The 17,047-nt window shown below is 70.6% G+C and carries 15 protein-coding genes; 7 read left to right on the top strand and 8 right to left on the bottom strand.

What is annotated here, in order from left to right:
• Positions 1–22 precede the first annotated feature (22 nt).
• From FD678_RS19185 to radC, 4 genes are all read right to left on the bottom strand, one after another.
• Positions 23–778: an SDR family NAD(P)-dependent oxidoreductase gene (locus FD678_RS19185; RefSeq protein ID WP_140727776.1), complete on the bottom strand. Its 756-nt coding sequence runs from the start codon at positions 776–778 to the stop codon at positions 23–25.
• 230 nt (positions 779–1,008) lie between these two features.
• On the bottom strand, positions 1,009–1,833 hold the full coding sequence (locus FD678_RS19180) for an SPOR domain-containing protein (protein WP_140727774.1): 825 nt from the start codon (positions 1,831–1,833) through the stop codon (positions 1,009–1,011).
• Between the two features lie 43 nt (positions 1,834–1,876).
• Positions 1,877–3,565, bottom strand: coding sequence for an arginine--tRNA ligase (argS, locus tag FD678_RS19175; RefSeq protein WP_140727772.1), 1,689 nt, complete (start codon positions 3,563–3,565; stop codon positions 1,877–1,879).
• A 159-nt stretch (positions 3,566–3,724) separates the two neighbouring features.
• Positions 3,725–4,399 carry a RadC family protein gene (gene radC, locus FD678_RS19170; RefSeq protein ID WP_140727770.1) on the bottom strand — a complete coding sequence of 225 codons (675 nt, stop codon included), beginning with the start codon at positions 4,397–4,399 and terminating at the stop codon, positions 3,725–3,727.
• 96 nt (positions 4,400–4,495) lie between these two features.
• Between radC and coaBC the strand changes: the two genes are divergently transcribed.
• From coaBC to FD678_RS20805, 3 genes are read left to right on the top strand one after another with little or no spacing between them, the layout of a single operon-like run.
• Positions 4,496–5,740: a bifunctional phosphopantothenoylcysteine decarboxylase/phosphopantothenate--cysteine ligase CoaBC gene (gene coaBC / locus FD678_RS19165; protein ID WP_140727768.1), complete on the top strand. Its 1,245-nt coding sequence runs from the start codon at positions 4,496–4,498 to the stop codon at positions 5,738–5,740.
• Positions 5,737–6,201, top strand: coding sequence for a dUTP diphosphatase (dut, locus tag FD678_RS19160; protein ID WP_140727765.1), 465 nt, complete (start codon positions 5,737–5,739; stop codon positions 6,199–6,201). The genes coaBC and dut overlap by 4 nt, the downstream gene beginning before the upstream one ends.
• Before the next feature lie 15 nt (positions 6,202–6,216).
• Complete coding sequence (locus FD678_RS20805) at positions 6,217–8,547, top strand: phosphomannomutase/phosphoglucomutase (protein WP_140727763.1); 2,331 nt, start codon at positions 6,217–6,219, stop codon at positions 8,545–8,547.
• Positions 8,548–8,800: 253 nt separating this feature from the next.
• Here FD678_RS20805 and FD678_RS19150 read toward each other — a convergent pair whose 3' ends face one another.
• Together FD678_RS19150 and pyrE are read right to left on the bottom strand one after the other, a co-directional pair.
• Positions 8,801–9,478 carry a hypothetical protein gene (locus tag FD678_RS19150; RefSeq protein WP_218569868.1) on the bottom strand — a complete coding sequence of 226 codons (678 nt, stop codon included), beginning with the start codon at positions 9,476–9,478 and terminating at the stop codon, positions 8,801–8,803.
• 59 nt (positions 9,479–9,537) lie between these two features.
• Entirely contained in the window at positions 9,538–10,191 is a 654-nt protein-coding gene (gene pyrE, locus FD678_RS19145; protein ID WP_140727760.1) for an orotate phosphoribosyltransferase, read from the bottom strand.
• Between the two features lie 111 nt (positions 10,192–10,302).
• On the opposite strand from pyrE, the gene FD678_RS19140 reads away from it, so the two are divergent.
• The 3 genes from FD678_RS19140 (at position 10,303) to FD678_RS19130 (ending at position 12,718) form a co-directional block, all read left to right on the top strand.
• Entirely contained in the window at positions 10,303–11,103 is an 801-nt protein-coding gene (locus FD678_RS19140) for an exodeoxyribonuclease III (protein ID WP_140727758.1), read from the top strand.
• Complete coding sequence (locus FD678_RS19135) at positions 11,100–12,425, top strand: AmpG family muropeptide MFS transporter (RefSeq protein WP_177497913.1); 1,326 nt, start codon at positions 11,100–11,102, stop codon at positions 12,423–12,425. Before FD678_RS19140 ends, FD678_RS19135 begins: the two co-directional genes overlap by 4 nt.
• 65 nt (positions 12,426–12,490) lie before the next feature.
• Positions 12,491–12,718, top strand: a complete 228-nt coding sequence (locus tag FD678_RS19130) for a hypothetical protein (protein WP_140727753.1) — start codon at positions 12,491–12,493, stop codon at positions 12,716–12,718.
• A 57-nt stretch (positions 12,719–12,775) separates the two neighbouring features.
• Here FD678_RS19130 and FD678_RS19125 read toward each other — a convergent pair whose 3' ends face one another.
• Together FD678_RS19125 and FD678_RS19120 are read right to left on the bottom strand one after the other, a co-directional pair.
• Entirely contained in the window at positions 12,776–13,894 is a 1,119-nt protein-coding gene (locus FD678_RS19125) for an anhydro-N-acetylmuramic acid kinase (protein ID WP_140727751.1), read from the bottom strand.
• A gap of 106 nt (positions 13,895–14,000) precedes the next feature.
• Entirely contained in the window at positions 14,001–15,431 is a 1,431-nt protein-coding gene (locus tag FD678_RS19120; RefSeq protein ID WP_140727749.1) for a M23 family metallopeptidase, read from the bottom strand.
• 167 nt (positions 15,432–15,598) lie between these two features.
• Between FD678_RS19120 and tyrS the strand changes: the two genes are divergently transcribed.
• A complete protein-coding gene (tyrS, locus tag FD678_RS19115) occupies positions 15,599–16,810 on the top strand; it encodes a tyrosine--tRNA ligase (protein ID WP_140727747.1) in 1,212 nt (403 codons plus the stop codon).
• Positions 16,811–17,047 lie beyond the last annotated feature (237 nt).

Raw genomic sequence — 17,047 nt, 5'->3', positions numbered from 1 at the left:
GAAGGTGCCCGGAACCGTGCGGTCAGACGTTCTCTCTTGCGACCTGGAATCCAGCGAACGACTGGTTGACCGGCATGATCTCCAGCCGGTTGATGTTGAGGTGCGGCGGCAGCGTGGCGACGTAGAAGATCTGCTCGGCGATGTCCTCGGCCGTCATCGGGTCGGCGCCGCGGTACAGCGCGTCGGAAGCGGCCTGGTTGCCGCCGGTGCGCACCAGCGTGAACTCGGTTTCGGCCATGCCGGGCTCGATGCTGGTCACGCGCACGCCGGTGCCGTGCAGGTCCGAGCGCAGGCCCAGCGAGAACTGCTTCACGAAGGCCTTGGTGCCGCCGTAGACGTTGCCGCCGGGATAGGGGTAGGTCGAGGCGACCGAGCTGATGTTGACGATCGCGCCCTTGCGCTCGATCAGGGTCGGCAGCAGGCGGTGGGTGAGCGTCACCAGCGAGGTCACGTTGGTGTCGATCATCTGCCGCCACTGCGCCAGGTCGGCCTGCTGCGCCGGCGCGGTGCCCAGCGCGAGGCCGGCATTGTTGACCAGCACGTCGATGCCGGCGAAGGCGTCCGGCAGGCCGGCGATCGCCGCTTCCAGCGCGTCGCCGTCGCGCATGTCGAACGCGGCGACGTGCACCTGGCCCGGCGGCAGCTCGGCGGCCAGGGCCTGCAGGCGTTCGGCGCGGCGGCCGGTGGCGACGACGTTCCAGCCTGCGGCAGCGAAGCGGCGCGCGGCGGCGGCGCCGAAGCCCGACGTGGCGCCGGTGATGAAAGCGGTCTTGGTCATCGCGGATTCCTTGTGGGAGAAACCCGCCGATTCTCTCACCATTGCGGGACGGCGGTCCCATGGGGCCACTGCCCTACAGGAAGTTTTCCCGGTGTTCCCCCTGCATGCCAACCGAGGAAACAGCCCCTTGAGTCAAGGGGGCGCGCCGACAGGCGCGGGGATATGGGGATAAAGGGCATGGGGCCCAAGGTTTGCTCCGCAAACCTTGGGGTAACACCGCCAAGGCGGTGTTACTGCGCCTTGATCGCGATCGCCGGCAGCCCGGTGCCGGCGAGCTTCTGCTTGGCTTCGGCCAGTTCGCTGGCAGTGCCGTACGGCCCCATCCGCACGCGATAGACGGTCTTGCCGCCGATCTCGGCCGATTCGACGCGCGCGGCCAGGCCCAGCATCGCCAGCTTGGCCTTGGTCGACTCCGCATCGCCGGACGCGCCGAACGAGCCGGCCTGCAGGATGTAGCGCGCGTTGTCGGCCGGCGCGGCCGGGCTGCCCGCCGGGGCCGCCGGCGGGTTCGTGGCCGCGGAGCCGGAAGCCGCCGGTGCGGGCGTGGCGGCGGCGGTACGGGCCGGTGCCGGTTGCGGGGGCGGTGCGGCGTTGGCTGGCGTCTCGGGGATCGGGGCCGGCGCGGTCGAGGCCGCGGCGACCGGCGACGGCGGCACCGGCTTGCCTTCCAGCGCCGCCTTGGCGCGTGCCGCCTCCTCGGCGCGCGCGCTGGCGGCCAGCTCGGCATCGGACATCGGCACTTCCTTGCCGGGCAGCAGCGTGTAGAAGTCGTACTGCGTCGGCTGGCCGCTGGCCGGCTTCGCGGGCTGCGTCACCGCCGGCTTGGGCAGTTCGGCCGGCGCGTCCACGTCGGCATCGGCCACCGGCGCCGGCTGCGCGTCCGGATTGGGGCGCGGGCCGGCGCGCAGGAAGCCGTCGCCTTCCTTCTTGAACAACCCGGGCGCGGCCAGGAACACCACCGCGGCGATCGCCGCGCCGGCGACCAGCCACACCCAGGCAGGCGTGCCGTTGCCGGTATTGCGCCGTGCCTGACTCTTACCGCGTCGTGCTGCCATGACTCGCTTTCTCTCCGATCACTGCGAAGGGCCTCGCGGCCCGTTACATCTTTTCCGGTGCGCTGACGCCGAGGATCTCCAGGCCGTTGGCCAGCGCCTGGCGCGCGGCCAGCGCCAGCGTGAGCTTGGCGTTGCGCTCGCCGGCATCGTCCACCAGCACCGGGGTGCCGTGATACCACGTGTGGAATGCATGCGCCAATTCACGCAGGTACTGCGCGACCTGGTGCGGTTCCAGGGCCTGGCCGGCGGCCTCGACCACTTCCGGGTAGCGCGACAGCTCGATCATCAGCCACAGCGAGGTCTCGTCGTCCAGGCGCGCGAGCTCGGCGATGCCGGCCGCCTGGTCGTAGTCCAGGCCCTTCTCCTGCGCCTGGCGCAGCAGGCTGCACACGCGCGCATGCGCGTACTGCACGTAGAACACCGGGTTATCGTTGCTCTGCTGGCGGGCCAGGTCGATGTCGAAGGTCAGCTGCGAGTCCGGCTTGCGCGCGATCAGGAACCAGCGCACCGCGTCGGCGCTCGTCTCCTCGATCAGGTCGCGCAGGGTGACGTAGCTGCCGGCACGCTTGGACAGCTTCACTTCCTCGCCGCCGCGCATCACCGTCACCATCTGGTGCAGCACGTATTCCGGCCAGCCCTGCGGGATGCCGACCTCCAGCGCCTGCAGGCCGGCCTTCACCCGCGCCAGCGAGCCATGGTGGTCGGCGCCCAGTTCGGTGATCGCGCGTTCGTAGCCGCGCTGCCACTTGGTCAGGTGGTAGGCCACGTCCGGCACGAAGTAGGTGTAGGTGCCGTCGGACTTGCGCATCACGCGGTCCTTGTCGTCGCCGAAGTCGGTGGTCTTCAGCCACAGGGCGCCGCCTTCCTCGTAGGTGTGGCCGGAGGCGATCAGCTTCTGCACCGCTTCCTCGACCTTGCCGTCCTTGTACAGCGAGCTTTCCAGGAAATAGATGTCGAAATCGACCCGGAACGCGGCCAGGTCGTGGTTCTGCTCGTTGCGCAGGTAGGCCACGGCGAAGCGGCGGATCGCCTCGAGGTCCTCCGGATCCCTGGCGCCGGTGACCAGCATGCCTTCAAGGTCGACCGTCTCGCCGGCCAGGTAGGCGCGGGCGACGTCGGCGATGTACTCGCCGTTGTAGGCCTCGGCCGGCCAGTCGGCGTCGCCGGGCTTGAGGCCGCGCGCGCGCGCCTGCACCGAGCGCGTCAGGTTCTCGATCTGCACGCCGGCGTCGTTGTAGTAGAACTCGCGCTTGACGTTCCAGCCGTTGGCTTCCAGCAGGCGCGCCAGCGAATCGCCGATCGCCGCGGCGCGGCCGTGGCCCACGTGCAGCGGCCCGGTCGGATTGGCCGAGACGTATTCCACGCCGACGGTATGGCCCTTGCCGGCCAGTCCGCGGCCGTAGTCGTGGGCCTGCTTGATTACTGTGACCACCTCGCGCTGGTAGGCGCTCGGGGCCAGGTGGAAATTGATGAAGCCCGGTCCGGCGATCTCCACGCGCGCCACGTCGTCGCTGGCGGGCAGCGCATCGACCAGCGCCTGGGCCAGGGCACGCGGATTGGTGCGGGCGGCCTTGGCCAGCAGCATCGCGGCATTGGTGGCGAAATCGCCGTGCTCGCGGGTCTTGGGGCGCTCGACCACGAAGTCCGGCGGCAGGGTGTCGGCGGGCAGGGTGCCATTGGCGCGCAAGGCTTCGATGCCTTGGCCAATCAGGGCGCGGAGTTGGGGTTTCACGTCGGGGTCTGCTTGGAGCAAGAAACGGGAGATTTTAACCGACCGGGCGAGGTGGGGCCCGGGGGACGGTTCAGCTGCCGGGGGACTCGGGAGATCGAGAGCGAGACTGCTCCCCCGGGCTTTTGCTTTTCGAGCCTCGAGCCCCGGGTTCCGGCACCTTCAGATCCAGCCGCGCGCGGCCATCGACACCGGCGGGCCGTCGCCGATCACGAAGTGGTCGAGCAGGCGCACGTCCACCAGGTTCAGGGCGTTGCGCAGCCGCTCGGTGACCGCGCGGTCGGCCGCCGACGGCTCCGGGTTGCCGGAGGGGTGGTTGTGGCCGACGATCACCGCCGCGGCGTTGTGGGCCAGGGCGCGGCGCACCACCTCGCGCGGATGCACCTCGGTGCCGTCGATCGTGCCCCGGAACATCTCCTCGAAGGCCAGGGCGCGGTGGCGGTTGTCCAGGAACAGCCCGGCGAACACCTCCTGCGGTTGCGCCCGCAGGCGCCGGGCGAAGTACTGGCCGGCGCTGAACGGATCATTCAGGGTGCTGCCGCGTTCCAGTTCGGCCGCCACGTGGCGCTGCCCCAGTTCCAGCGCCGCGGCCAGCTTGCAGGCCCGCGCCGGGCCCAGTCCGGGCAACCGGGCCAGTTCGGCCGGTGCGCGATCGAGCAGCCGCCGCAGCGGGCCATGCGCCTGCAGCAGGTCCCGCGCGGTCTGCACCGCGTCGCGGCCCTTCAGGCCCGAGCCGAGGAAGATCGCCAGCAGTTCGGCGTCGGACAGCGCGCCGGCGCCGCGGGCCAGCAGTTTTTCGCGGGGACGTTCGGTGGAGGGCCAGTCGCGGATGTGCATATGGCCAGATTGCCGCTGCTCATGCGCCCGGGGCATCAGGCCGCCATGGCGCTTGGGCTAATCTAGTTGTCCTTGAAACGGTAGGAAATCCCCGACGTGACCGGCTCCATTCAGGCACGCCCACTGGACGGACAGCGCGTGCTGCTGTGCGTCGGCGGCGGCATCGCCGCCTACAAATCCCTCGAACTGGTGCGGCGCCTGCGCGACGCCGGGGCGCAGGTCCAGGTCGCGATGACCGAGGGCGCGCAGCAGTTCGTGACCCCGCTCAGTTTCCAGGCCCTGTCCGGCCAGCCGACCCGCACCACGCTGTGGGACAGCGCGGCCGAGCAGGCGATGGGGCATATCGAACTGGCGCGCTGGGCCGACCGGGTGGTGGTCGCGCCGGCCACCGCCGACCTGCTGGCGCGCCTGGCGCACGGCCTGGCCGACGACCTGGTGACCACCTTGTGCCTGGCCACCACCGCGCCGCTGACCGTGTGCCCGGCGATGAACCACCGCATGTGGCTGCATCCGGCGACCCAGGCCAACCTCGCCACGCTGCGCGCGCGCGGCGTGCAGGTGGTCGGGCCGGAGGACGGCCCGCTGGCCGAAGGCGAATCCGGCCCTGGCCGGCTCAGCGAGCCGGACGCGATCGTGGCCGCGCTGGCGGACGCGGCCTCGGCCAAGGCCGCGTCGGTGCCTGCCGCACCCGCGGGGCGGCTGAAGGGATTGCGCGTGGTCATCAGCGCCGGCCCCACCTACGAAGACCTAGACCCGGTGCGCTACGTCGGCAACCGCAGCAGCGGCAAGATGGGCTATGCGCTGGCCGGCGCGGCCGCCGCACAGGGCGCCACGGTCGTGCTGGTGAGCGGGCCGGTGCACCTGCCGACGCCGCCCGGCGTGGCCCGCGTGGACGTGCGCTCGGCCGCGCAGATGCGCGAGGCGGTGCTCGGCGCGCTGCCGGCCGACATCTACATCGGCGCGGCCGCGGTCGCCGACTACACCCCTCGGCGCGTGGCCGACCAGAAGATCAAGAAGACCGGCGACACGCTGACGCTGGAACTGGTGCGCACCCCCGACATCCTGTCCGAGGTCGCCTCGCAGACCGGCACGCTCAAGCTGGTGGTCGGGTTCGCCGCCGAGACCCACGACGTGGAGAAGTACGCGCGCGGCAAGCTGGCCGCCAAGCACCTGGACCTGATCATCGCCAACCAGGTCGGCATCGCCGGCGGCGGTTTCGAGAGCGACGACAACGCCGCCACGGCCTATTGGCAAGGGGGCGAGCGGGCGTTCCCGAGCAGCAGCAAGACCGAACTGGCCGAGCGGCTCCTCGACCTGATCGCCGAGAGGCTGCAGGCATGAGCGCGCCCCAGCCGTTGCAGGTCAAGCTGCTCGACCCGCGCTTCGGCGACGCCTGGCCGCTGCCGGCCTACGCCACCGAGGCCAGCGCCGGCATGGACCTGCGCGCCGCCCTGGAGGCGCCGCTGGCATTGCAGCCGGGCGACGCCGCGCTGGTTCCCAGCGGCATCGCCATCCATGTCGCCGACCCCGGCCTGTGCGCGATCGTGCTGCCGCGCTCCGGGCTCGGGCACCGCCACGGCATCGTGCTCGGCAACGGCACCGGCCTGATCGACGCCGATTACCAGGGGCCGCTGCTGATCAGCGTATGGAACCGCGGCCGCGAGGCCTTCACGATCGAGCCGGGCGACCGCATCGCCCAGCTGGTCGTGATGCCGATCGTGCGCGTTGCCTTGCAGGTGGTGGATACTTTCGCCGACAGCGCACGAGGAGCGGGTGGATTCGGCCACACCGGCGTGCGCTGACAGGGGATCGTCACCATGAGCAAGGCACACGAAGGCAGGCTCCGGCCTGCTGAGTTGCGCAAGGCTGCGCCGCTGCTGGCGGTGCTGCTGGTGTTGCTGGCCGGTTGGCTGGGCTGGAGCGGCTACGCGCAATGGCGCGCGGACGCGACCGCCGAGCGGGTCCGGCAGGCGCGCGACCAGGCCGTGGACGGCGTCGCGCAGGCCCTGGCCGCGCAGACCCGCCAGCTCGATGCCTTGCTCAAGGACGCCCGCGTGGCGGCGGCGCTGGCCGGCGGCGATGCCTCGGCCGCCGCCGCCGCGATCCACGGCGGGTTCCCCGGTGTCCAGGACGTGCAGGTGCTGCCGGCCGACCTGGCCGATGCCTACGCCCAGCCCGAGCGCTTCGGCTATGCCCGGCTGGCGCTGCTGGAAGGCGCGCAGGCGAGCGGGCAGGCGATGGCGCAGGTGGTGCGCGACGGCGGCAAGGCGCAACTCGGCGTGGCGGCGCCGGTCGCGCTGGGATCGGCGCCGGCGCTGGTCTACGCGCGCCTGCCGCTGTCGAAGCTGACCGCCCCGCTGGAAGGGGTCGATCTGCCGTCGCAGGCCTACCTGGCGCTGCGCCAGGGCGGCTACAACGTGGTGGAAAAGGGCGTTGCCGCCCTCGGGGCCGGCGGCGAATCGATGGCCCGCCCGGTCGGCAAGAGCGGGCTGCGCATCGCCGCGGCGACCGAAGAACCCGACAGCGGCCCGCTGGGCATCGGCGCGCTCCCGAGCCTGGTCGTCGCCGCGCTGCTGGTGCTGGTGGCGGTCCTGGTGATGGCCCTCGAGCGCGGCCGCATCCGCCTGGCGCGGGGCCGTCCGGACGCGGGCGGCGACCAGGATGCACCGACCTTGCGCGAGGCCATGCAGGAAATACCGGCGGCGCCTGCCGCCGGCGCTCCCGAGGCGGAGCAGAAGCCGGCGCCAGCGCCGGTGCAGGTGGCGCCGGGCATGTTCCGCGCGTACGACATCCGCGGCGTGGTCGGCAAGGAACTCACCGCGGGCGTGGCCACGTTGATCGGCCAGGCCATCGGCAGCGTGATGCAGGCGCAAGGGCTGCGCGAAGTCGTGGTCGGCCGCGACGGCCGGCTGTCCGGGCCGGAGCTGTCGGGCGGGTTGATCGAAGGCCTGCGCCGTGCCGGCTGCCGGGTGATCGACATCGGCCTGGCGCCGACCCCGGTGGTCTACTTCGCCGCCCATCATCTGCATGCCGGCAGCTGCGTGGCGGTGACCGGCAGCCACAATCCGCCGGAATACAACGGCTTCAAGGTCGTGGTCGGCGGCGAGACCCTGGCCGGCGAGGCCATCGCCGAGCTGTACCAGCGCATCAGCGAGGGCCGCCTGCATCGCGCCGAAGAACCGGGCGCGCTGGAACAGCGGGACGTCGGCGACGACTACATCCAGCGCATCGCCGACGACGTGCAGCTGGATCGCCCGCTCAAGGTCGTGGCCGATGCCGGCAACGGCGCCGCCGGCGAGATCGCGCCGCGCCTGCTGGAGGCGATCGGCGCCGACGTCATTCCGCTGTACTGCGACATCGACGGTACCTTTCCCAACCACCATCCCGACCCGAGCGAGCCGCACAACCTCGACGACCTGGCGCAGATGGTGCAGCGCTTCGACGCCGACCTCGGCATCGCCTTCGACGGCGACGCCGACCGCCTGGGCGTGGTCACCCGCGAGGGCGCGATGGTGTACGCGGACCGGCTGCTGATGCTGTTCGCCGCCGACGTGCTGCAGCGCAATCCCGGCGCGCTGGTGATCTACGACGTGAAGTGCACCGGCAGGCTGACCGACTTCGTGCTGCGCAACGGCGGCAGCCCGATGACGTGGAAGACCGGCCACTCGCTGATCAAGGCCAAGATGCGCGAGACCGGCGCCGAACTGGCCGGCGAGATGAGCGGCCATTTCTTCTTCAAGGAACGCTGGTACGGGTTCGACGACGGCCTGTACGCGGCCGCGCGCCTGCTCGAGATCCTGGCGCAGCGCGAGGAGCCGCTGTCGGAGATCCTGGCCGAGTTGCCGTCGAGCGTGGCGACGCCGGAGATCAAGGTGCCGGTCGAGGCGTCTCCGCATGCGCTGGTGGAGCGCTTCGTCGCTGCGGCCAGCGCCGAGGAGGGAGGCGCGTTCGCCGGTGCGCGCCTGTCCACGGTCGACGGGCTGCGGGCCGATTTCGCCGATGGCTGGGGCCTGCTGCGCGCTTCCAACACCACGCCGGTGCTGGTGCTGCGCTTCGAGGCCGACGACGAGACGGCACTGGCGCGGATCCAGGAGGTGTTCCGTGCGCAGTTGCGGCCGCTGTTGCCGGACGGGGCGGTGATGTTCTGAGTGCGGCGGGGGATTGCGGGTGTGCTTCAGTTCGCACGCGATCCCTTTACCGCCATTCCCGCGAAGGCGGATCGCCACTTGCAAACTACTCGCTCGCACGGCGAGCGTCGTCAGGCTATGCCCGATGCCCGGGGATCGAAGATCCCGCGTCTTTCACGCACTCCTACCGCCCACGCCTTCTCTCGCCGTCATTCCCGTTCTCGCGAGGACGCCGGGGCTCCTGCTTGCGGTTCCCGGTCGTCGCGAACGGCGCCTAGCCCCGGGCAGGCACGTCCGGGATTCCGGCCGACGCGCCCTTCAACGCCCGGTAGCGCTGCAGGATGCCGTCGATCTCGCCATCCAGTTCGCGGCGCTGGCGCTCGAAATTCGCCTGCATCTGCTGTTGCCACACCAGCGCGGCATGGCGCTGGCGGATGTCGCCGGCGAGCTTGTCGCTGACCTTCTGCCCGGCCAGCTCGCGTTCGCCGGCGCTGCGCAGCAGGGTCACCAGGTCCTCGCGCAGGCTGGCGACGTTGTAGCGCGCGGTGCGCACGTTGTTGTCGATGATGGTGGTGCGCTCGTTGAACACGCGGCGCAGGTCGTCCTCGGTCTGGTAGGACATCAGCATCGCCTGGTCGGTACGCTTGCGGGTCTGCTCGGCGGCCTCGTCGGCGCGGCGCTGGGCTTCGGCCGCGGCGGCGGCGGCGCGCTCCTCGGCGTTGAGCGCGCGCTCGACCTCGGCGCTGCGCAGGCCGCTCCTGGCGTTGAACTCGTCGCGGGCCTGGTTCACGGCTTCCGGGGGCAGGGTGTCGCTGCAGATGCGCTGGCCGTCCTGGTTCCAGCAATACAGCTTCTTGTTCGCCGCCGGCTTGTCCTGCGCGGCCGCGGGAACGGCCATGCAGGCGACCAGCGCGGCACCCAGCGCCGCCCGGCGGGATTGGTTCGACCTCATGGCAGCCCCCTGCTGTCTGTCGGTTTGCGTCCCCGCGCACGGATGCGCGGGGCGCGCGATTACGCGTCGGTTCCGTAGCGCCCGCGGTAGGCCAGCAGCGGCTCGCGGAAGCCGACAAGGTCGGCGTTTCCGGCAGCGAATGCAAGCAGGTCGCCCAGGTTGGCGACCGCCACCACCGGGATGCCGGCCTCGGCCGCCACCGCCTGTGCCGCCGAGCGGCGGTCGTCCTCGGAGGCGATCTCCTGCCGGTCCAGCGCGACCACGATCGCGGCCGGGGTGCCGCCGGCGGCGCGGATGATCGCCAGCGCTTCGCGGATCGCGGTACCGGCGGTGATCACGTCGTCGACGATCAGCACCTTGCGCCCGGCCAGCGGCGCGCCGATCAGGGTGCCGCCTTCGCCATGGTCCTTGGCCTCCTTGCGATTGAACGCCAACGGCAGGTCGCGCCCGCGCCGGGCGTATTCGCAGGCCAGCGCGGTCGCCAGCGGGATGCCCTTGTAGGCCGGCCCGAACACCAGGTCGAACTCGAGCCCGGCCGCGTCGATCGCGTCGGCGTAGCACTGCGCCAGGGCGGCGGTGCGGGCGCCGGAGTCGAAGCGCCCGGCATTGAAGAAGTAGGGGCTGACGCGCCCGGACTTCAGCGTGAACTCGCCGAAGCGCAGCGCATCGGCGTCCAGGGCCAGCTGCAGGAAGCGGTGGCGGTGGTCGGACATGGAGAAGAATTCCGGAGTGGGGTTCTGGATGCGCGAAAGCATAGCGGGTCCGGGCGCCGGGGGCCGAATGGGGTACGCTTCCGCGAATCCCCATCTCCAATCGCCGTCCCCATGCGCATCATCAGTTTCAACGCCAACGGCCTGCGCTCGGCCGCCAGCAAGGGCTTCTTCGAATGGTTCGCCGGCCAGCAGGCCGACGTGCTTTGCGTGCAGGAGACCAAGGCCCAGGAGCACCAGCTGGCCGGGCCGGAATTCCTGCCGGCCGGCTACAAGGCCTGGTTCCGCGACGCCACCACCAAGAAGGGCTACAGCGGCGTGGCGATCTATGCCAAGCGCGAGCCGGACGAGCTGCGCACCGCGCTGGGCTGGCCGGAATTCGACGAGGAGGGGCGTTACCTGGAGGCGCGCTTCGGCAACCTGAGCGTGGTCTCGTTCTACATCCCGTCCGGGTCCTCCGGCGAGCTGCGCCAGGGCTACAAGTTCCAGGTGATGGACTGGCTCAGGCCGATCCTCGACGAATGGCTGGCCAGCGGCCGCGACTACGTGCTGTGCGGCGACTGGAACATCGTGCGCAGCCGGCTCGACATCAAGAACTGGACCAGCAACCAGAAGAACTCCGGCTGCCTGCCGCCCGAGCGCGACTGGCTCAACGGCCTCTGCGCCGATCTCCCGGAACAGGCCGACCTCGCCGCCGGGCGCGGCTGGGTCGACAGCTACCGCGCGCTGCATCCCACCGGCGAGGACTACACCTGGTGGAGCAACCGCGGCGCGGCGCGCGCCAACAACGTGGGATGGCGCATCGACTACCAGTTCGTGACCCCGGGGCTGCGCGAGCGGCTGCGGAGCTGCTCGATCTACCGCGAGCAGCGCTTCTCCGACCATGCGCCGTTCACGGTGGACTACGCGCCGTGAGCCAAGCCGATCCCGCCGCGGGCGCACAGCCGGTCTCCTACAAGGGCTGGCAGGGCATCCGCCGTGCCTTCGCCACGCCGTCCGCGGCGGCCATGGCCTTCCTCGGTTTCGGCAGCGGCCTGCCGTTCCTGCTGATCGCCTCGCAGACCCTGTCCACGCGCCTGCGCGACGTCGGCCTGGACCTGGGCAGCATCGGCCTGATCAGCCTCGCCAGCTTCTTCTACCTGCTCAAGTTCCTGTGGGCGCCGCTGATCGACCGCTACGCCTTCCCGCTCACGGCGTTCCTGGGGCGCCGCCGCTCCTGGCTGCTGGTATCGCAGCTGGGCGTGATGGCGGGGTTGTTCGCGCTGGCGTTCTCGCGGCCGGACCTGGGCGTGGCCGGGCTGGTGGCCTGGGTGCTGGTGGCCTCGTTCTGGGGTGCGACCCAGGACGCGGTGGTGGACGCCTACCGCATCGAGATCGCCCCGGAAAGCGCCCAGGCCGCTTTGGCCGCCACCTATACGCTGGGTTACCGGATCGGCCTGATCCTCGGCGGCGCCGGCGCCCTGTACCTGGCCGAGTTCCTCGGCTGGAGCTGGGCCTACGTGGCCATGTCGGGGCTGATGCTGCTGCCGGCCGCCACCACCCTGGCCTGCCGCGAGCCGGTCGCGCCGGAGGCGACGGTGGCGCGCCGGATCGACGTGGTCGGCGCGTTCTGGCAGCCGGTCGGCAGCTTCTTCGGCAGCAATGGCGTGGTGCTGGCGCTGGCGCTGCTGCTGTTCGTCGGCCTGTTCAAGTTCCCGGACCAGGTGATCGGGGTGATGGCCGGGCCGTTCTACCTGGATTCGGGCTACACCAAGGCCGACATCGCCACCGTCTCCAAGCTGTTCGGCGTGTGGATCGGCATCGTCGGCGCCTTCGCCGGCGGCGTGTGCCTGGCGGCGTTCGGGTTCCGCCGCATGCTGCTGGTCGCGGCCCTGGCGGTGGCGTTGTCCAACGTGGCCTACCTGTTGATGGCGCAGCACCCCGGCCAGGAGTGGGCGTTCTTCGCGGCGATCGGTGCCGACAACCTGTCGCAGGGGTTCGCCGGCACCGTGCTGGTGGCGTTCATGTCGTCGCTGACCGACCGCAACTTCACCGCGACCCAGTACGCCCTGCTGGCATCGCTGGCCAACCTGCCCGGCAAGTTCGTCGGCGGCGCGTCCGGGTTCATCGTCGAGGCGACCTCCTACAGCACCTTCTTCGTCCTGAGCGCGTTGACGGTGATCCCCACGCTGCTGCTGCTGGCGTGGCTGTGGCCGCATATCCGCGAACGCTCTTCGCCCGGCAAGGTGGCGGATTGAAAGACGCTGCCCAGTTGCCGATCATGCGCACCGGGGGATCCGGTACGTCGTCGCTGGGGAGTGACATGACCGATCTGGTGTTGCGCGACATCGACCCGATGCTGGTGGACCGCATCCGGCGCATTTCCGTGGCGCGGGGCTGGACCCAGTACCAGACGGTCGTCAATCTGCTCGAACAAGGGCTGTTCGCCAGCGAACAGGAAGTCCATGGCGGACTGCGGCACCCGGAAGTGGATGCCCTCGCCGAGGCGATCGCCGCGCTCAAGGCCCTGCCGGCCGGCAGCGATTTCTGATCCGTGCGGTCCCTGCGCGGGCAGGGACGGGCTATTGCGCATCCGGCCCGGCGCGGCTCAGGCCGGATGGATCGCGCCCAGGATGCGCGGCCCGCGCGCGCCGCTGACCGAAGGCAGGTTGGCTGGGCGTCCTGCCAGCGCCTCGGCGGCCAGCCAGGCGAAGCCCATCGCCTCCATGTAGTCCGGGTCCAGCCCGTGCGCCGCGCTCGACTCGACCACCGTGCCCGGCATCCGGGCCGCCAACCGGGCCATCAGCACCGGATTGCGCACGCCGCCGCCGCAGACCAGGACCCGGCGCGTATCCTGCTGCTGCCGGTGCAAGGCCTCTGCGACGGTCGCCACGGTGAGTTCCAGCAACGTCGCCTGCACGTCGGCGGCGGCACGCGGCGTCGCCCCCAGGCGCGCCTCCACCCAGTCCAGGTGGAATTGTTCGCGGCCGGTGCTCTTCGGCGGCGGCAGTGCGAACCAGGGATCGGCGAGCAGGCCCGACAGCAGCGCCTCGTCCACCTGGCCGCTGGCCGCGAACGCGCCGCCGGCATCGAATGGTTGCCCGAGATGCCGCTGGCACCAGCTGTCGAGCAAGGCATTGGCCGGCCCGGTATCGAAGCCGAGGACGGTGCCGGTGCGCGGGATCAGGGTGAGGTTGCCGATGCCGCCCAGGTTCAGCACGGCCCGGTCCTCGTGCGCGGCCCCGAGCATCGCCAGGTGGAAGGCCGGCATCAGCGGCGCGCCCTGGCCGCCGGCAGCGACGTCGCGGCGGCGGAAATCGGCCACCGTGGTGATCCCGGTCAGCTCGGCGATGCGGTGCGCATCGCCCAGTTGCCAGGTGAATGCCGGATCGGCCAGCGGGCGGTGCCGCACGGTCTGGCCATGCGAGCCGATCGCGCGGATGCGCGCGCGGTCCACCCCGCTCTGCGCGATCAGCCGGTTCGCCGCCTCGGCGAACGCGATGCCGACCTGCGCATCGAGCCGGCCCAGCACGTCCAGCGAGCCGGCATCGCCGCCCTGGCCGAGGGCGACCAGTTCCTCGCGCAGCGCCGGCTGCCAGGGCGCGGTCAGTCCGTCGACCAGTTCGCAGCGCGGACCGTCGCCTTCGTGGAAGCGGACCAGCGCGGCATCGATGCCATCGGCGCTGGTGCCGGACATCAGGCCGATGAAGAAGGGAGCGGATGGCATGCGTGGACCGGGCAGGGGAGACGGCGCAGCTTCGGCCCGCGCGCGCCTCGGGTCAATCGCGGCGGATGGCGGCAAGCACCGGACGCGCGCTGCGCCCGGCGGCTCTTCAACCGCGGCTCTTCTCGCCCTTGCGGGCCGGCTTCTCGCCGCCGGCGTCGGCGAACATCAACTGCTCCATGCCCTTGATGCGGGCCATCGCCGGCGTGGTCTGGGCGCGGAACGCGGCCAGCTCGGCGCCCTTCAGCGGCTCCGGTGGCGGCATCGTCACCGACGCCGGGTTGCGCTGGGTGCCGTTGACGCGGAATTCGTAGTGCAGGTGCGGGCCGGTCGCCAGGCCGGTCATGCCGACGTAGCCGATCACCGTGCCCTGGTTGATGCGCTGCCCGGCCTTGACCTTGCCGAAGCGCGACATGTGCCCGTACAGCGTGCTGTAGCCGCGGCCATGGTCGAGGATCACCACGTTGCCGTAGCCGCGCTGCTGGCCGACGAACTGCACGCGCGCGTCGCCGGCGGCCATGATCGGCGTGCCCGACGGCGCCGCGTAGTCGATGCCCTTGTGCATCCGCATCGTGCCCAGCACCGGGTGCTTGCGCGCGCCGAAGGTCGAGCTGATCCGGCTGTACGCCACCGGCATGCGGATGAAGCTCTTCTTCAGCGGGCGGCCGTTGATGTCGAAGTACTCGGCCGGCTTGCCGGCGCGCTCGAAGCGGAAGCCGGTGTAGGTCTTGCCGCCCGTGGTGAACGTGGCGGCCAGGATCTTGCTGGTGTCGATGCGCTCGCCTTCGCGCCAGGTCTCGTCCATCACCACGCTGAAGCGGTCGCCCGGCTGCAGGTCCTTGTCGAAGTCGATGTCGTACTTGAAGATCTCGTCGGTCATCGTCGCCACCGCGGACAGCGGCAACCCGGCCTTGCCGGCGGCGGCGTAAAGCGAACTGGTGATCTCGCCGCTGGTGACGACGGTGCGGGTCACGGTCGCACGCTCGGTCACCTTCTCGCGGATCGCATCGCCCTGCAGCTGCAGCTCGATCCGGTGGCTGGGATCGCGGTCGAACCGCAGCGCCCGCAACTGGCCCTGCTTGGGCAGGTCGAACGCCAGTTCGGCGCCGGGGCGCAGCTTGGTCAGCACGTCGCGGACGCCCGGGTGCTCCAGCACCTGGTACATCACCACGGTCGGGATGCCCAGCTCGCCGAACAGGCTGCTCAGGGTCTGGCCCGGCTTGATATGGACGATCTGCCAGCTGTCGCTGTGGGCCGGAGCCTTCTCGGCCAGCGACAGCGGCGGCAACGGCAGCGGCAGCGTGGAACGGCTGGCCAGCGACGGGTCGATCGCGTTGGAGAAGCCCGGCACGATCGTCGCCACCAGGGCCCCGATGGTCGCGAACAGGCTGGCGTGGATCCAGTGGCGGCGCGTCCAGCGCTCGTTGAATGCGGCGGGGAGATGCTGCTTGAGCCTTCGATGCAGGGCCGTGTCGTGGAGGACGTGGAGGCGTTCCCGGATGCGCTGTTTGCGTGCGCGGCCCTGTTCGGAGTTATGCATCTACCGGTTCCTCTGCTCGAAGCGCGAGCTCAAACGCCGGTACCATAGAGACCCATCAACAGCGCGTCAAACCATTGAGCCTGTTCATTTTTTGCCTTGTCGTCGAATTAACCCCCGTTTAACATCGCCGGCGATTTTGTGCGGCGCAGCGCCGCTGGAGCCCTCCTTTGTCCTCGATCGCAGATTCGCTCGCTCTCATCGGCCGCGGCGCCGACGAGATCCTCAAGCCCGAAGAGCTGGAAACCCGCCTGAAAAGCGGCCGCCCGTTGCGGGTGAAGGCCGGTTTCGATCCCACCGCGCCCGACCTGCACCTGGGCCATACCGTGCTGCTCAACAAGATGCGGCAGTTCCAGGACCTCGGCCACCAGGTGATCTTCCTGATCGGCGACTTCACCGGCATGATCGGCGATCCCACCGGCAAGAACGTCACCCGCAAGCCGCTCACCCGCGAGGACGTGCTGGCCAACGCCCGCACCTACGAGGAGCAGGTCTTCAAGGTGCTGGACCGCGGGCGCACCGAGGTCCGCTTCAACTCCGAATGGTTCGGCCGGATGAACGCGGCCGACATGATCAAGCTGGCCGCGCAGCACACCGTCGCGCGCATGCTCGAGCGCGACGACTTCGCCAAGCGCTTCGCCGCGCAGCAGTCGATCGCCATCCACGAGTTCCTCTACCCGCTGGTGCAGGGCTACGACTCGGTCGCCCTGGAGGCCGACGTCGAACTCGGCGGCACCGACCAGAAGTTCAACCTGCTGATGGGGCGCGGGCTGCAGGAGCACCATGGCCAGCCTGCCCAGGTCGTGCTGACCATGCCGTTGCTGGAAGGCCTGGACGGCGTCAACAAGATGAGCAAGTCGCTGGGCAACTACATCGGCATCAGCGAGCCGGCCATCGACATCGTCACCAAGGCCATGAAGATCGGCGACGACCTGATGTGGCGCTGGATCGAACTGCTCAGCTTCGAGATCTCCGCCGCCGAGGCCAAGCGGCTGCGCGGCGACGTGGAGAGCGGCCAGCTCAACCCGCGCGACGTGAAGCTGCGCCTGGCCCGCGAACTGGCCACGCGCTTCCACGACGCGGCCGCCGCCGAGCAGGCCGTCGCCGGCTGGCATGCGGTGGTCACCGGGCAGGGCGATACCTCGCTGCTGCCGCTGCAACAGGTCCAGGTGCCGGCGGAAGGCCTGCGCATCGCCGCGCTGCTGACCGCCGCCGGGCTGACGCCCAGCAACTCCGAGGCGATGCGCAAGCTCAAGGAGCGCGCGGTACGGGTCGAGGGCGAAGTCGTCGAGGATCCGCAGCGCCAGTTCGCGCCGGGTTTCGAGGGCGTGATCCAGGTCGGCAAGCGCAATTTCGCGCGCGTGGCGTTGGTGGCGGGCTGAGCGGCGGGCGGCGCGGAAAAATATTTCCCGCCGCCTCTTCCCAAGCGCGGCAAAAGCGCCCATACTTCCGCTCCTCCCGACACGGGCGCCTCGCAAAGCGCGGCAAACGGAAGGGTTCTCGAATCAACGACTTCAGCGACAAAGGTGTTGACGATTCGAGGAAGTGGCCGCAGAATGAGCGGCTCGCTTCGAGAGGGTCTTCGGACCGGATTGAAGCGGCGGCAACCTCCTCGGCGA

The organism is Pseudomonas sp. Hp2 (assembly GCF_006386585.1).
GTDB classification, from domain to species: Bacteria; Pseudomonadota; Gammaproteobacteria; order Xanthomonadales; family Xanthomonadaceae; genus Pseudomonas_S; species Pseudomonas_S boreopolis.
Note: the sequence above shows the minus strand (reverse complement) of the source record. Positions and strands in the feature narration are given on the sequence as shown.

Bases quoted from the DNA above. Each gene is read 5' to 3' on its own strand.
- FD678_RS19130 (WP_140727753.1), top strand. From the start codon at position 12,491: ATGACCGATCTGGTGTTGCGCGACATCGACCCGATGCTGGTGGACCGC.
- pyrE (WP_140727760.1), bottom strand. From the start codon at position 10,191: ATGTCCGACCACCGCCACCGCTTCCTGCAGCTGGCCCTGGACGCCGAT.
- dut (WP_140727765.1), top strand. From the start codon at position 5,737: ATGAGCGCGCCCCAGCCGTTGCAGGTCAAGCTGCTCGACCCGCGCTTC.
- FD678_RS19120 (WP_140727749.1), bottom strand. From the start codon at position 15,431: ATGCATAACTCCGAACAGGGCCGCGCACGCAAACAGCGCATCCGGGAA.
- FD678_RS19180 (WP_140727774.1), bottom strand. From the start codon at position 1,833: ATGGCAGCACGACGCGGTAAGAGTCAGGCACGGCGCAATACCGGCAAC.
- FD678_RS19125 (WP_140727751.1), bottom strand. From the start codon at position 13,894: ATGCCATCCGCTCCCTTCTTCATCGGCCTGATGTCCGGCACCAGCGCC.
- FD678_RS19140 (WP_140727758.1), top strand. From the start codon at position 10,303: ATGCGCATCATCAGTTTCAACGCCAACGGCCTGCGCTCGGCCGCCAGC.
- FD678_RS20805 (WP_140727763.1), top strand. From the start codon at position 6,217: ATGAGCAAGGCACACGAAGGCAGGCTCCGGCCTGCTGAGTTGCGCAAG.
- radC (WP_140727770.1), bottom strand. From the start codon at position 4,399: ATGCACATCCGCGACTGGCCCTCCACCGAACGTCCCCGCGAAAAACTG.
- FD678_RS19150 (WP_218569868.1), bottom strand. From the start codon at position 9,478: ATGAGGTCGAACCAATCCCGCCGGGCGGCGCTGGGTGCCGCGCTGGTC.
- FD678_RS19185 (WP_140727776.1), bottom strand. From the start codon at position 778: ATGACCAAGACCGCTTTCATCACCGGCGCCACGTCGGGCTTCGGCGCC.